A 13,139-nucleotide genomic window follows, 5' to 3' on the forward strand; every position below is an offset into this window, starting at 1 on the left:
GGAAAAGTTGTTTTAATGCCGACGGCGGCCCACCGCGCATCGAAAAAAAGTTGGTTGCCCGCCGCTTCCGGCGCACACTCGACCTGCCTTTCCTGCACAGCAAGTCATGCCGCCGTTAAACAGCGCGTCCTGCGCGAGGACCTGTGCAGATCAACAGATGTGCCGAAATGCGCAAGCGCGCGAGCGCCAGGGAGTACATTCAATTGAGCTGTTTGTTCGATGGTTCGTTCCTTCTGAAACGCATATAACGCCAGCATCGGAGAGTACCCATGACTGCCAACACCCGTGGCGACGGCCCCCAGCGCGGCGATCCGCCGACCGAGATCGCCGATATCGCCCAACTACAAGAACAAATCATGGCGCTGCTTGAGCGCATCAATTCGGATCGGCGCCTGGCCCTGGCGGCGGCGGTCAATCCCTTGCTGGCGCTCGAAGAGCTCGGCTATCGCCTGGCGCCGCCGGTGCGCCGCGAGATCGAGCGCCGCAGCCGCTACACCAAACGCCAGCTGGTGCGCCTGGACGCGCTGCGGGCCGACTTTGCCAGACTGGTGCCCGACTTTGCCATCGAGGATGCCGACCTGCTCTCGTCCGCCCAGGTGCGCCGCCTGCTGCGCGAGACCCTGGACATCGCCGACGCGCGCATACCGTGCGACCTCGATCTCCCGCGCGGTGCTGGCCCGGACCCGCTGGAAGCACTGGCCGATGCCCATCCCGCGCTGCCCGCCTTGCTGGGCCTGCGCGATATCGAACGGCACGCACTGCGCTTCGCCACGCACGACCAGTACCGGGACGTGCGCTCCGGCAAGCTGAGCCTGCCGATCGAGGCCATCTCCGGCAAGCCGGCCCAGCGTGCCCGCAGCGGCGGGGAGAACGATCATGGCTGATACACATGGATTCGAGCTGGTGGTCGAGGCCACCGCGGCCTTGCTGACCAAGGCCTTGCGCGGCGCCTGGAAGTCGGCCGCCTGCCCGGTGGCGCCTGGCGACGAGGGGCGCATTCCCGAAAATATCGACATCGACGAAGGCGACAATATCTCGCTCGGCGGCTACGTGGTGCGCGACGGCCAGGTGCAGTTGCCGCAAGACCAGTTGAGCGCGGCGATGGCGCCGGACATCGACGGCGCCGCGCTCGGCTTCGGCCTGGACATCCAGGTCGAGCTGAAGGATCCGCCGCTGCCATCCCTGGCGCTGCTCGACATGACGGCGCAGGTGAGCGCGCGCGTGCCGATCCGCGTACCGGCGGGCGAGCTCGGCGTGTTCCTGGTTCTCGACGACTTGCCCATCGATAAGGTCACAGCCGTCCTGACCAGTGGCGATCCGCTGGCCGGGAAGGTCAACGCCTTGCTGCGCGAATATGCCCATAAGATGTACGAGGACGACGGCAGCGCATTTCCGCACAGCGTCACCAAAACCGACCTCAGCTGGAATTTTACCGTGGCGCAGGTTTTGATCGACAGCTACGCCGAGCTCTACGACGAGGTCGGCAACCCGGCCCGCGAAATCGTGGTCACCGGGCCGAGCGCGGGCGCGATCGCGATCAGCATCCCGATCTACCTGCGCCTGCACAACATCCGCAAGTCCGGCCCTGGCGCCGGCTTCGTCACGCTGCTGCAGCCGATGGGGATCGACACCCGGATCGTGATTACCGCCCCGCTGGAACAGCCGGCCGGGCTGCTGCGGGCCCGCTTCGACCTGGCCACGGTGGCGGTCGACGCCATCGCGCCGGCCGGCCCGGTGCACGGCGTCGAAGGGCCCAACTACAGCGCCAACAAGACCGCCCTGCTGGGATTGCCGTTGGGCGGCCTGAACATCGATACCTTGCTGCAGAGCGAAATCCGCAAGCAGGGCGAAGCGATGGTGGCCCAGATGGGCGTGCGCGAAGTGGCGGTGCCGACCGTGGCCGAGATCGAAGGCGCGATTGCCCGCTTCTTCCATGCCGAACTGGAACGGCGCGGGCGCCTGTCGGTCTGGACCCCGACCGATGCGCCCGAGGTCGAGCTGACCATCCGCGACGTCGCCACGCGCGTGCTGCCGGCCGCGCTGGTGATTGCCATCAACGCGGGCGAGGGCGCCGACCTCAACGCGATCGCCGATTTCATGCCGGCCATGCAGGAATTCGCGATTCAACTGAGCCGCGGCCGGGTCGAGGCCGCGATCGCCAATGCGCGCGAAGAAAATGCCCTGAGCAACGCCGACCTGCCCAAGCGCATGTCGGCCGACGGCCACGACGTCGACCTCAAGTCGCTCGACGTGTTCCTGGTCGACAGTGCGATCCGCACCAGCGGCGAGGTGACGGTGATCGACGCCGTCCTCGGCAGCATCGATGTGGACGCCACCTTCCGCGCCGATACCGGCCTGGCCTGGGAAGACCTGCCCGACGGTAAGCAGCGCCTGCGCGACGTGCCGCAGGGCGACCCCGATATCGATCCGGAAGAATCGGTGGCCCTGTGGGTGATCGGCCTGCTGATCGGCCTGTTTACGGGCGGACTGGCCGGCGGCGTGATCGCCCTCATCATTCTGGCCATCGTGCAGGCGGTAATCAGCAATGTGGCGCAGGCGGTCGGCGGCTCGCTCGTCACCGACGAGATCAGCGGCAAGGTCATCGGGCTGGGAGGCTGGCCCGAGCGGCTCTCGCGCATCGGCTTCGTCAGCACCCGCTTCAATAACCCGGTGCTGGTGGACACCAGCGGCTTGCTGATCGCCGGCACGGTCGAGGTGATCAGTTCCTGCGAAAACACCGCGATCGCCTTTGCCGACAGCGGCGGCAGCTACAGCGCATCGGCGGCGGCGGCGCTGGTCATGACGGCGCGCCGCACCCACCCGGACGCCGCCTACAGCTGGTTGCCGGGCGACGGCAGCCCGCTGCGGCTGGCGCGCGATATCAGCCACAGCTACACGGCAAGCGGCATGTATGTCGCCAAGCACAGCCTGCTGATGCAGCAGCCGGGCGGGGTGCTGACGCGCCACTTCGCCGCCGTCAACGTGCGCAACGTGGCGCCCACCGTCGACGCCGGCCCCGACATCACGGTCAAGGAAGGCGAACTGGTGACCCTGGTCGGGCGCTTCCGCGACGTCGAATACCTGGACACCCACGAAACCTCGTGGAGCTTCGGCGACCACCAGGCGCCGCAGCCGGGCACGGTCAGCGCATCGCACCTGCCGCCGCAAGCGGTGGGCACCTCCACCGTCACCCACGCCTGGTGCGACAACGGCAAGTTTACGGTCACCTTCACCGTGCGCGACCAGAACGGCGGCATCGCCCAGGACACCCTGTCGGTGACGGTGCTGAACGTCGCGCCGGTTGTCGACGCCGGCCCCGACCTGTACGCCTACCTGTGCACGCCGATCCTGCTGACGGCCCGCTTCAAGGACCCCGGCTGGTGCGACACGCACACGGCGCGCTGGGATTTCGGCGATTGCAGTCCCGCGCTGAGCGCGATCGTGGTCGAGACGAATGCGCCGCCAGCGGGCCTGGGCACGGCCAGCGCCGCCCATATCTATGCCTGCTGCGGCGCGTTCGAGGCGGTCGCCACGGTCACCGACGATGACGGCGCGGCCGGCAGCGACCGGGTCCGGGTTGAAGTGACCGCGATCGCCAATCCCGGCTTCGAACAGGGCTTCAGGACGATAGGGACGAACAAGGTCGGCAACGCCTGGACGCCCTACACGGCGCCATCGCGCTACGCCGCTGCGATGACCGGCGCCCGTGTTGCGAGCGGGCCGGCCGAGTACGACTGCGAGCAATGCGTGGTGCACGGCGGCCAGCGCGCGCAGCGCATCGTCCCGGCGCCGCGCACCCGTGCCGGCCTGTACCAGCGGCTGGGCGCGAATCCGCGCTGGACCTACCAGGTCAGCGTGTTCGCCTTCCTCGAACCGGGCGTGACGGCCTGGCTCGGGCTCGACCCGGACGGCGGCGCCGATCCGCTGGCGGCGGCGATCCGCTGGGTTCCGGCGCATGCGGCCGACGCCTGGGTAAGCCTGTGCACCAGCGTGGTGGCGGCGGCCGGGCCGCAGCGCGCGGTCACGGTGTTCATCGATGTCGAATCCGAACGTCCGCGCGCTGCCGGCTATCTCGACGACGTCGCGTTCGTCGCGATGCAGGACCTGTGCCCGGCGCCGCCGACGACGCCACCCGGGCGCGAACGGCTGTGCGTCGACTTCGCGCGCATCCAGCCCGGCCGGGTGCAGTCGCTGCTGGTCAAGGGCATGCAGTTCTTGCCGGGGGCGGGCAGCGGGATTGTCCAGCTGGGCATCGCGGCCGGCCAGACCGCCCTGGTGCTGACCCCGGCGGGCGTGCTGGTGCGCTTCCCGTACCCGGCCTCGCGCGTCGTCGCGCGGCTGATCGGCTTCGGCGGCAAGCCGGCGCAGATGAAGGGCTTGCACCCTGACGGCAGCGCGGCCGGCAGCATCGATGCCACATCTTCCACCGGCGCGATCACCGTCGAATTGACGGGAAGCGCGCTGGCCGGCGTGCAGCTGATCGCGCAAGAGGCCATGCTGATCGACATCTGTATCGAACGCGACATACAAGCGGGGCAGGGAGGCGGCGCCCCGCGCGAGGAGAGGACCATGAGCGACAACCCGCACCCGAAGATCGACCCGGCGCTGCATCCGCTGCCCGGGCAAGAAAGCGAGCTGGTCGATGTAATCGTCAGTATCGCCAACCCCGCCATCGCGCAGGGCGGCCCGGCCATCGGCCAGGCCGGCCTGGCGGCGCAGGCGCAGGCGCGCTTCGAGGCGGCGGCCGCGCCCTTGCTGGCGCGCCTTGCGGCACTCGGGGCCGAGCGCGTGCGTCCGCTCTGGATCGCGAATGCCGTGGCGGCGCGCCTGCCGCGCGCGGCGCTGGAGCAACTGGCGGCCGAGGACCTCGTCACGCGCATCGCGCGCGATGCCGAGCAAAAGCTGATTTGACGACAAGGAGAGCAGTCGATGGATACCGAAATCAAAGGCAAGCCGGAGGATGTCAGCCATCGCGTGTACCGGCGCTTCAAGGAGCGCGACCGCGAGCGCAAGGCCGCCTTGCGCCAGGCCTATGACAGCGACATTGTCGCCAAGCTGGACCGCGTGACCGAGCGCGACCTCGGCCTGGCGCTGCGCGAACGGGCGCTGAGCCGGCTGTGGCACGCGAGTGCGCCGCCCGCGCGCCGCTACAAGGTCATCGTGACCATGCGCCAGGCGGCGCCGGGCAGCGCGCCGCAGGCGGCGCCCGGCTCGCGCGCCAGCCTGCTCAAGGCCAGCCTGATACGGCGCAGCGGACTGCGCGCGCTCGAACGCTTGCGCCCGGCCCTGGAGCGGTGCGAGGGCGTGAGCGTGCGCCGCGTGCTGTGGCTGACCCGCAGCCTGGCGCTCGACGCCGATGGCGCCACCGTGGTCGAGCTGGCGCAGCGGGCCGACGTGGTCGGCGTGGCGCACGATAAACCGATGATCGCGATCGCGCTCGACGCCAGCCGCCCCCTGATCCGCGCCGACCAGGTCGAAAACACCCTCGGCATCGCCGGCGGCGGGGTGCGCGTGGGCGTGCTCGACTCCGGGGTCGACTTCACCCACCCGGCGCTGGCGCCGGTCATGGGCAGCCAGTTCGACTTCACCGGCACCGGCGTGGGCGACCTGCTCGGGCATGGCACCCATTGCGCCGGCGTGGTGGCCAGCACCGACGGCACGCGGCGCGGCGTGGCCCCGCGCGCCCTGGTGAGCGACTACAAGATCCTCGACGCCAACGGTTCCGGCAACGCCAGCAACTGTATCGCGGGGATGCAGCAGTCGGTCACGGACGGCATCGCCGTGAGCAGCAACAGCTGGGGATTCAGCCATCGGAACGGGCTCTGGACCTGTGCCGACGGCAGCTGCGTGCTGTGCACGGCCGCCAACGCCGCCGTCGCCGCCGGCCAGATCGTGGTCGTCGCCGCCGGCAACGAGAACAACGACAGCTGCGACACCTACGACACGCATATCCGCTGCCCCGGCCACGCCACCGATGCGATCACGGTCGGCGGCAGCGACAAGAGCGACGGCCTGTACGGCAGCTCGAGCATCGGGCCGGCCGCCGACGGCCGCGCCAAGCCGGACCTGGTCGCGCCCGGCGTCGACATTGTCTCGGCGCGCTCCTCGATCGGCAGCGACATGGGCGGCGCGGCGCCGGTGGTCGACGAGATCTGGTCCCAGGCCAGCGGCACCAGCATGTCGACCCCGCATGTCAGCGGGGTGGCGGCGTTAATGCTTGAGCGCAATCCCAACCTGACCCCGGCCCAGGTCAAGGCCGTTCTCATGGACACCGCGGTCGCCATCGGCGGCACCGCCGACGAAGCGGGCGCCGGCCGGGTCGACGCCTTCGCCGCCGTCAGCGCCGTATAAATCACGCCATCACAGGAGAAACATCATGGATGAGAACTGGTTGAAACAGACACCCGAAGGTCAGTGCCAACTGGCCGATATCGCGCGCCGCGCGCTGGCCGCGTTCCGCAACGATTCCCAGGAAGCCTATGCGCAGCTGGTCAGGGAGTACGACAACAGCAGCGCCGTGATCGGCATCTTCGGGCTCGGTTCGGTGATCCTGACGGTCAGCGGCGGCGAAGCGGCGATTGCCGAGCGCGCCCCGGACAAGCCTGCCCGGCTGGTCGGGCGCGCGGCGCTCTACCCGGAAACCATCCTGGCGCTGTCCGAGGGCCGCATGACGCCGATCGAAGCCTTTCACTCGGGCGACCTGGTGGTGCGCGCCGAATCCGACGACCTGCACCGCGCCTACGGCCTGATGGTCAAGTACACCGATACCGCGCTGCGTTCGCAACAGCTGCAATCGGTGCTCAAGGAGTTTCGCGCGCTGAGCCTGTCCGCCACCGGCGGCGCGCACGGCTGACCGTGGCGGCCCCTGCCAGCTGGCTGGCCTGCGACGCCGTCGGCGCCGATCTCGCGCGCCTGGGGCCCCTGCTGATGGGGTGCGCCGGCGGCGACGATCCGCGCATGGCGGCACTGACCCGCCACCTGCTGGCCGGTGGCGGCAAGCGCCTGCGCCCGGCCTTGCTGCTGCTGGCGCGCGGCGACGCGCTGGCCGCGCGGCCGGCCGACGCCACCGCGCTGGACGCCGCCGCCGCCGTCGAGCTGATCCACGTGGCCTCGCTCTACCACGACGACGTCATGGACCGCAGCCCGACCCGGCGCGGCGCCGCCAGCGCCCACAGCCGCTGGGGCAATGGCGCGGCCGCGCTGGCCGGCACCTGGCTGTTCGCCCGCGCCCAGCAATTGCTGCGTCCGGCCGGACCGGCTGCGGCGCCGGCGGCGGCGCGCACCGCCGCCGCCCTGTGCGCCGGACAATTGCGCGAGGCGGAGAACGCCTATAACCTGGAGCTGGGCGTGGACGAGCACCTGACCATCCTGCACGACAAGACCGCCACCCTGTTCATGCTGGCCGCCGAACTCGGCGCCACCCTGGGCGGACGCAGCGCGCCCGAATGCGCGGCGCTGGCCTCGTATGCGGCCAGCCTGGGGCTGGCGTTCCAGCTGGCCGACGACCTGCTCGACTGGACCGGCGCCGCCGCCACGCTGGGCAAGGCCACCGGCGCCGACCTGCGCGGCGGCGTCTACAACCTGCCGCTGCTGACGGCGCTGGCCGCCCCAGGCAGCGAGGCCCAGGCCCTGCGCCTGATCCTGCACAAGCGCGCGCCCGACGAGGCCGACCTGGCCAGGGTACAGGCGATCGTGCTGGCAAGCGGCGTGGCCCCGGTGCGGCGCCGGGCCGCCGCGCTGGCGGCGCAAGCCGGCGCCGCGCTGGGCGCACTGGCGCAGGGACCGGTGCGCAGTTCGCTGGCCGCGCTGGCGGCGCTGTCCGTGGCGCGCCAGGCATGACGGCCGCGCTCTTCGCCACGTCCGGCTGGGACGCCATCGTGGTCGGCGCCGGCCCGGCCGGCAGCGCCTGCGCCTGGCACCTGGCGCGCGCCGGGCGCCGCGTGCTGCTGCTGGAGCGCCACCACTTCCCGCGCGACAAGAGCTGCGGCGACGGACTGACCCCGCGCTGCCTCGAACTGCTCGACGAGATGGGCGTGCTGGCCCAACTGGACGGATACGGGCGCATCGCGCGCGTGCGCGTGGTGCATCGCGGTCCGCCGCTGCGGCAGCGCGATTTTGGCTACGACGGGGTCCCCGGCCGTTACGACTACGGGCTGGTGGTGCCGCGCATGCGGCTCGACCAGCTGGTGTGCCAGGCCGCCGTCGCGGCCGGCGCCGTGCTGGCCGAAGGCATCCAGGTGCGGGAACTGGTGCGCGAGGCGGGGCGGGCGCTGGGCGTACTGGTCGACTGCGAACACGGGCCGCGCGCGCTGCGCCTCGATGCCGAGGTGGTGGTCGCGGCGGACGGCGCCAATTCGCGCCTGGCCGCCGGCATGGGACTCGGCGGACAGGCGGGCCAGCTCGGCTTTGCCTTGCGCGGCTACTGCGAGGGCCTGCGCGGCCTCGATCCCTGCCAGGAAATCCACCTGCCGCTGGCCGACGCCAGCGGCGACTACCTGCTGCCCGCCTACGGCTGGATTTTTCCGACAAGCGCCACCAGCGCCAATGTCGGCGTCGGCATCATGGGCCGCACTCCGCTCGACGACGTGCGCCGCCTGTCGACCCGCTTCTGGGCCACGCTGCGCGCCAGCGACCCGCGCTTTGCCGATGCCCGCGACAGCGCGCCCCTGCTGGGGGCGCCGCTGCGCTTCGATTTCGCGCCCGAGCGCTGCGCCGCGCCCGGCCTGCTGCTGGTCGGCGACGCCGCCGGGCTCACCAGCCCCTTCACGGGCGAGGGCATCAGCTACGGCCTCGAATCGGGACGGCTGGCCGCGCGCACCATCGATCGCGCACTGCGCGCCGCGCCGCGCCGGCCGGACGTCGAAGACGATTACCGCATGTTGATGGCGCACCACTTCGCCGGCTACTTCGAACTCGGGCGGCACTCGGCGCGCCGCCATCTGCTGTTCTGGAAGGTGCTCGACAGCAGTTTCGACAGCGAACGTCCCCTGTTCGGACTGCTGCGCCGCGCCGCCTTGCTGCCCGAGGGAGCGGGTAGCGGCGCCGGCGACAGCGCGCTGATGGACGACCTGGGCCCGGTGGTGGGACGCGGCGACCCGCTGCTGCGCCGCCAGCTGATCGATATCGGCGCGGCGCTGGTGGCGGTGGTGCGGCGCGACTGGCCCTTCCTCGGCCGCCTCGACAGCGCGCGCGGCGCTGCGCGCGGGATCGTGTTCCGGCCCTCGCTGCTGATGCTGCTGGCGGCCCGCTTCGGCGCGGCCGACGCGCGGCCCTTGCGGCGCCTGGGCGTGGCGCTCGACCTGGCCTACCTCGGCTTGATGGCCCAGTCCGGCGTCGAGGAAGACCTGTCCGGGGCGCGCGATAACTGGAGCAACAAATTTGCCCTGCTGCTCGGCGACTTCCTGTTCTCGCATGCGCTGTGCCAGGCCGATCCGGACGACGCGATCCACGCCGACGCCATCATGGGCGCGCTCGAAACAAGTTGCCGGGGCTGCCTGGCCCAGTTGTCCACCGCCGGGCGCGTCGACCTGTCTCCCGACGTGGCCCGGTCGCAGCTGGCCGACCGCATCGCGCCGCTGTTCATCCTGCCCTTGACGATGGGGGCGGCGGTTGCCGGCGCGGCGCCCGGCGTGGCGCAGGCGCTGGGCGAGTATGGCCGCGCACTGGGCCTGTTGTTCGCCTGCGGCGAAGAGATGCTCGCCTTTACCGAGCGTGCGCCGCAGGCCATGGCGGTGCTGGCCAGCGACCTGACCCGCCGCGTGGCCGGCCTGCCGCTGCTGTATGCCGCAAGCTGCCAGCCGGCTCCCGTGCAGGCCGCCCTGAATGCCGATCCGCCGGACCGCGCCGTGCTGGCGGCACTGGTTGCGCTGCCGGCGGTGCGGGCGGCCATGGCCGGGGAGATGGCGCGCCATGCGCAGGACGCCGGGGCCGCGCTGCGGCGCCTGCCCGCAGCATCGGCGGCGGCCCCGCTGCATGCGCTGCTGCGCCATGGCCTGGAGCGCTGGCGCGACACCGCGTAGGGAGTTGACGCGACGGAGCGCGGCGGCGATGATGGCGTTTTTCGAACGGATTATTGCCTCATGACGGACAGCGCGACAGCGCCGATCAAGATCAGCCACCAGCCGCCCAGGCACGGCTGGATGGCCGTGACGCTGAGCGTCGGCGCGCAGGTGGTGGAGATCGATGCGTCGGATGTGCCGAACAACCCGGTCGCCGACCTGCTCGAGGCGATCGACCTGGCTGCCCACGGCACGCCGTCACGGGTGTGGTGGCACCTGGAACCGGACGGCTACTTCATGTACTTCACGCCGCAGGGCGGCGCGGTCCACTTCCGCATCGACTTCGCTCACGACAGCGACGCTGCGCGGGCGCAGACGGTGGCGCAGGCGAGCGGCAGCCGCGCGCAGGTGCTGCTGCCGTTCTGGCGCTTCGTACGCAAGGTCCAGTCGCTCGCGTATGCGCAGCCGCACTGGCCGCCGGCCGGTTTCGAACGCATCGAGGTCGTCAAGGCCAGGATCAAGCAGGGGTGATCAGGCCAGCGCCATCCAGTGCTCTCCCTTGGCATAGGCCAGCAGCCGGCGCGCGCCGCCGGAAAGGCTGGCGCGCTCGTCGAGCGAATGGCCGGCCGCCGCCAGTGCCAGTCCGGCCAGCGCGGGGGCGAGGCGCTGCTGCAAGCGGGGCGACGCCTGCGCCAGGTGCGCCTGGTCCCATGCGATGAACTGCGCCTGCGATGCGGCCGGCGTCATCGACAGGAAGAACATCATCTGGCGCCAGGCGTAAGCGGCGTGCCTGATCGCGCGCAGATTGCCCGGCCACGTGTCGAGCGCGTTCTGCTGGTTCGCGCACATCCACGCGAAGCACTGCTGCGCCATGCGCTCGTAGTGCGGCCGCAGTTCGCCGTCCAGATCGAGCCTGGCCACCAGGGCCGCCAGGTTGTGCGTGGTGAGGATCTGCTGCTGCTCGATAATCATGGCGTTGTCGCGCACCGAGCCGTAGCCGCAGCGCACGCCCGCGCGCGCTTCGCACAGGGCGGTCAGGCTGCGCACACCCGGCTGCGCGCCGTCCTTGGCGACGCGCTCGCGCGCCAGTTCGCGCAACTGCTCGCGCACGGCGGCATCGATGCCGTAATAGCGGCTGTACAGGCTGTCGTCCAGCATGCTTGTCGCGTGCGCCGCGACAAGGGTGAATTTGTGCGCGAATACCCCCATGAAAATATCGGCCGCCAGTTCCTCGGCCAGCGGCAGGTCCAGCCCCGCGTTGCCGGCCAGGGTGCCCAGTTCGTTAATCAGCGGATTGGGAATGGCCGTCTGCGGGAACGAGGTCAGTGCCAGCAGCGCGAGTTCGTCGAGCGTGCGGCGCGCCAGCGCGCGCGGCGCCAGTCCTTGCTGGCGTTGGGCATTGACTGCGGCAACCCATGGCAATTCACCGATGCGCACCTGGCTTTCCAGGTTTTGCAGCAGCAGCGAGCGGCGGCGCCGGAAAGCGTGGTACAGCGCGCCGTACAACTGCTTGAGCGAGGGCTCGGCCAGCGCGGCGCCGTTGATCGCGGCGCTCAATTGCGGCAGCACTTCGGCCAGCACTTCGGCCGAGGCGATGACGCCGCGCTCGACCAGCACGGACACCGTCTCGATGCCGCAGCGATCGAGCTTGTCCAGCAGGACGGCGGGAATCGGCGTGCCGGCGGCTTCGCCGAGGCTGTCCGCCTCGGCGGCACTGAGCGGTGCGCCGAATTTCGCCGGGTCTTCCAGTCCGCCGTCCTGCGCACTGGCACCCAGGCGTTCGGCCAGGACGCCGGCCAGCAAATGGTAGGGTGTGGCCTCGACCTGCCTGGCCTGTTCGCTGCGCAGCGCAGCCAGTTGCGCCGATCCCGGCAAGCCGCGCTTGCTGACGTAGCGCCCCAGGATCAGGCGGATGCGGCCGACGTCGCGTCCGATCAGCAGCGCCGGTTCGGTGACGCACAGGTGCAGGTAGCCGAGCAGCTCCGCCAGGCAATCGCCCTTGCGGGCGGAGGCGGCGCGGGCCTCCGGTTCGTGCAGCAGGGCTTGCGCCCGTCGGCGCCAGTCGGCGGGGTAGCAGCGGCACGGCCAGCCGCCGGCGATGCGGAACTTGCCGCTGGCGCTGTCGCGCCATGCGCCGTCGTCGCCGATGTCGATGAACGGTGCTTCGCCGTCGACGCTATCGAGGAACAGCTGCACCACGCGGTCGTACAGCGGCAGGCGCACGCGCACGGCGGCGCGCTGCGCCAGGATGCGCAGATTGGTGGCGCGAGCGCGTTTTTGCAGTGCGGCCACCACCTCACGCACCGGCGCGAGGAATACCTGTTCGCCGTAGCGGCGCGGCTGCGCGGCCGGCCGCGGATAGAAGCGCAGGCGGGCGAACCACGGCGCGATCGCGTCCAGCACCTCGCGCGCCTGCTCAGGCTTGCCGTGCCGGGTCAGCCAGGCAACGACCAGCAGGGCGCCTTCTTCCGGCGCGTCGATCTCGTAGCAGCCCGCGTCGAGCAGGGCGTACAGGCTGGCCAGTCCTTCCTCGCTCAGCAGGCGCGCGTTGAGCCAGCTGCGCGCGTCCGGCGCCGGCGCGATGCCGGCCGTGGCGAGGGTGCGCAGTTCGTGTTCGAGCAAAGGGCCGCCGGCCTTGAAGTCGCCGGTGGCGAAGCCGCCCTTGGCGACATCGGGCGTGACCCAGGCCGGCACGCCGGAGAGCGGGGTGCGCGAACCGACCTCGATCGCGCCGGTGAACATGCCGGCCATGAGCTGTTCCCACCGCTGCGCCTTGACGGCGGCGCGGGCGCGCACCTGCGGGTCGGGATGGTCGCCGACGGCGCGCAGGGCGGCAGCCAGTTGAAGCGTCGCATAGCCGGGCGCAATCCGGATCCGGCCGATGCCGGCGTCGTCGTTATCCACGTGGTATCCAATGACAAGCAGTGTTGGGTCCGGAAGCTGGAATCGAACCAGCACCTGCTCAGACCGGAGCCAAGCGCTCTACCATTGAGCTATTCCGGAAGTGTGTTTTGCATGGACGCGGCGCCCAGCAGCGTCGATGACATCGATGCTCGGACAATCACCTTACCATTTCTGCCAAGATTGCTCAATCGGATTTCGACAGGCGAGGGCGAAAAAAAGGGCCGGAAATCGCTTTCC

General features: G+C 70.7%; 8 protein-coding genes and 1 tRNA gene. 7 read left to right on the forward strand and 2 right to left on the reverse strand.

The window, feature by feature from the left end:
* Positions 1 to 269 precede the first annotated feature (269 nt).
* Genes EJB06_RS00950 through EJB06_RS00980 form a run of 7 tightly spaced genes read left to right on the forward strand, consistent with a single transcriptional unit; the run spans position 270 to position 10,529 of the window.
* A complete protein-coding gene (locus tag EJB06_RS00950; protein ID WP_126072122.1) occupies positions 270 to 884 on the forward strand; it encodes a hypothetical protein in 615 nt (204 codons plus the stop codon).
* On the forward strand, positions 877 to 4,911 hold the full coding sequence (locus EJB06_RS00955) for a PKD domain-containing protein (protein ID WP_126072123.1): 4,035 nt from the start codon (positions 877 to 879) through the stop codon (positions 4,909 to 4,911). Before EJB06_RS00950 ends, EJB06_RS00955 begins: the two co-directional genes overlap by 8 nt.
* An 18-nt stretch (positions 4,912 to 4,929) precedes the next feature.
* On the forward strand, positions 4,930 to 6,351 hold the full coding sequence (locus EJB06_RS00960) for a S8 family serine peptidase (RefSeq protein WP_126072124.1): 1,422 nt from the start codon (positions 4,930 to 4,932) through the stop codon (positions 6,349 to 6,351).
* A 25-nt stretch (positions 6,352 to 6,376) separates the two neighbouring features.
* Positions 6,377 to 6,853, forward strand: a complete 477-nt coding sequence (locus EJB06_RS00965) for a hypothetical protein (protein WP_126072125.1) — start codon at positions 6,377 to 6,379, stop codon at positions 6,851 to 6,853.
* 2 nt (positions 6,854 to 6,855) lie between these two features.
* On the forward strand, positions 6,856 to 7,839 hold the full coding sequence (locus EJB06_RS00970) for a polyprenyl synthetase family protein (protein ID WP_126072126.1): 984 nt from the start codon (positions 6,856 to 6,858) through the stop codon (positions 7,837 to 7,839).
* Positions 7,836 to 10,019 carry a geranylgeranyl reductase family protein gene (locus EJB06_RS00975; protein WP_126072127.1) on the forward strand — a complete coding sequence of 728 codons (2,184 nt, stop codon included), beginning with the start codon at positions 7,836 to 7,838 and terminating at the stop codon, positions 10,017 to 10,019. Before EJB06_RS00970 ends, EJB06_RS00975 begins: the two co-directional genes overlap by 4 nt.
* A 60-nt stretch (positions 10,020 to 10,079) precedes the next feature.
* Complete coding sequence (locus EJB06_RS00980; protein WP_126072128.1) at positions 10,080 to 10,529, forward strand: hypothetical protein; 450 nt, start codon at positions 10,080 to 10,082, stop codon at positions 10,527 to 10,529.
* Here the strand turns inward: EJB06_RS00980 and EJB06_RS00985 are convergent, their stop codons facing one another.
* Complete coding sequence (locus tag EJB06_RS00985; protein WP_126072129.1) at positions 10,530 to 12,902, reverse strand: hypothetical protein; 2,373 nt, start codon at positions 12,900 to 12,902, stop codon at positions 10,530 to 10,532. It lies immediately after the preceding gene.
* A gap of 24 nt (positions 12,903 to 12,926) precedes the next feature.
* A tRNA-Arg gene (locus EJB06_RS00990) sits at positions 12,927 to 13,001 on the reverse strand.
* Between the last annotated feature and the right edge of the window lie 138 nt (positions 13,002 to 13,139).

The organism is Massilia atriviolacea, from assembly GCF_003953935.1.
Classification (GTDB): Bacteria; Pseudomonadota; Gammaproteobacteria; order Burkholderiales; family Burkholderiaceae_D; genus Telluria_A; species Telluria_A atriviolacea.

Bases quoted from the DNA above. Each gene is read 5' to 3' on its own strand.
- EJB06_RS00950 (WP_126072122.1), top strand. From the start codon at position 270: ATGACTGCCAACACCCGTGGCGACGGCCCCCAGCGCGGCGATCCGCCG.
- EJB06_RS00955 (WP_126072123.1), top strand. From the start codon at position 877: ATGGCTGATACACATGGATTCGAGCTGGTGGTCGAGGCCACCGCGGCC.
- EJB06_RS00960 (WP_126072124.1), top strand. From the start codon at position 4,930: ATGGATACCGAAATCAAAGGCAAGCCGGAGGATGTCAGCCATCGCGTG.
- EJB06_RS00965 (WP_126072125.1), top strand. From the start codon at position 6,377: ATGGATGAGAACTGGTTGAAACAGACACCCGAAGGTCAGTGCCAACTG.
- EJB06_RS00975 (WP_126072127.1), top strand. From the start codon at position 7,836: ATGACGGCCGCGCTCTTCGCCACGTCCGGCTGGGACGCCATCGTGGTC.
- EJB06_RS00980 (WP_126072128.1), top strand. From the start codon at position 10,080: ATGACGGACAGCGCGACAGCGCCGATCAAGATCAGCCACCAGCCGCCC.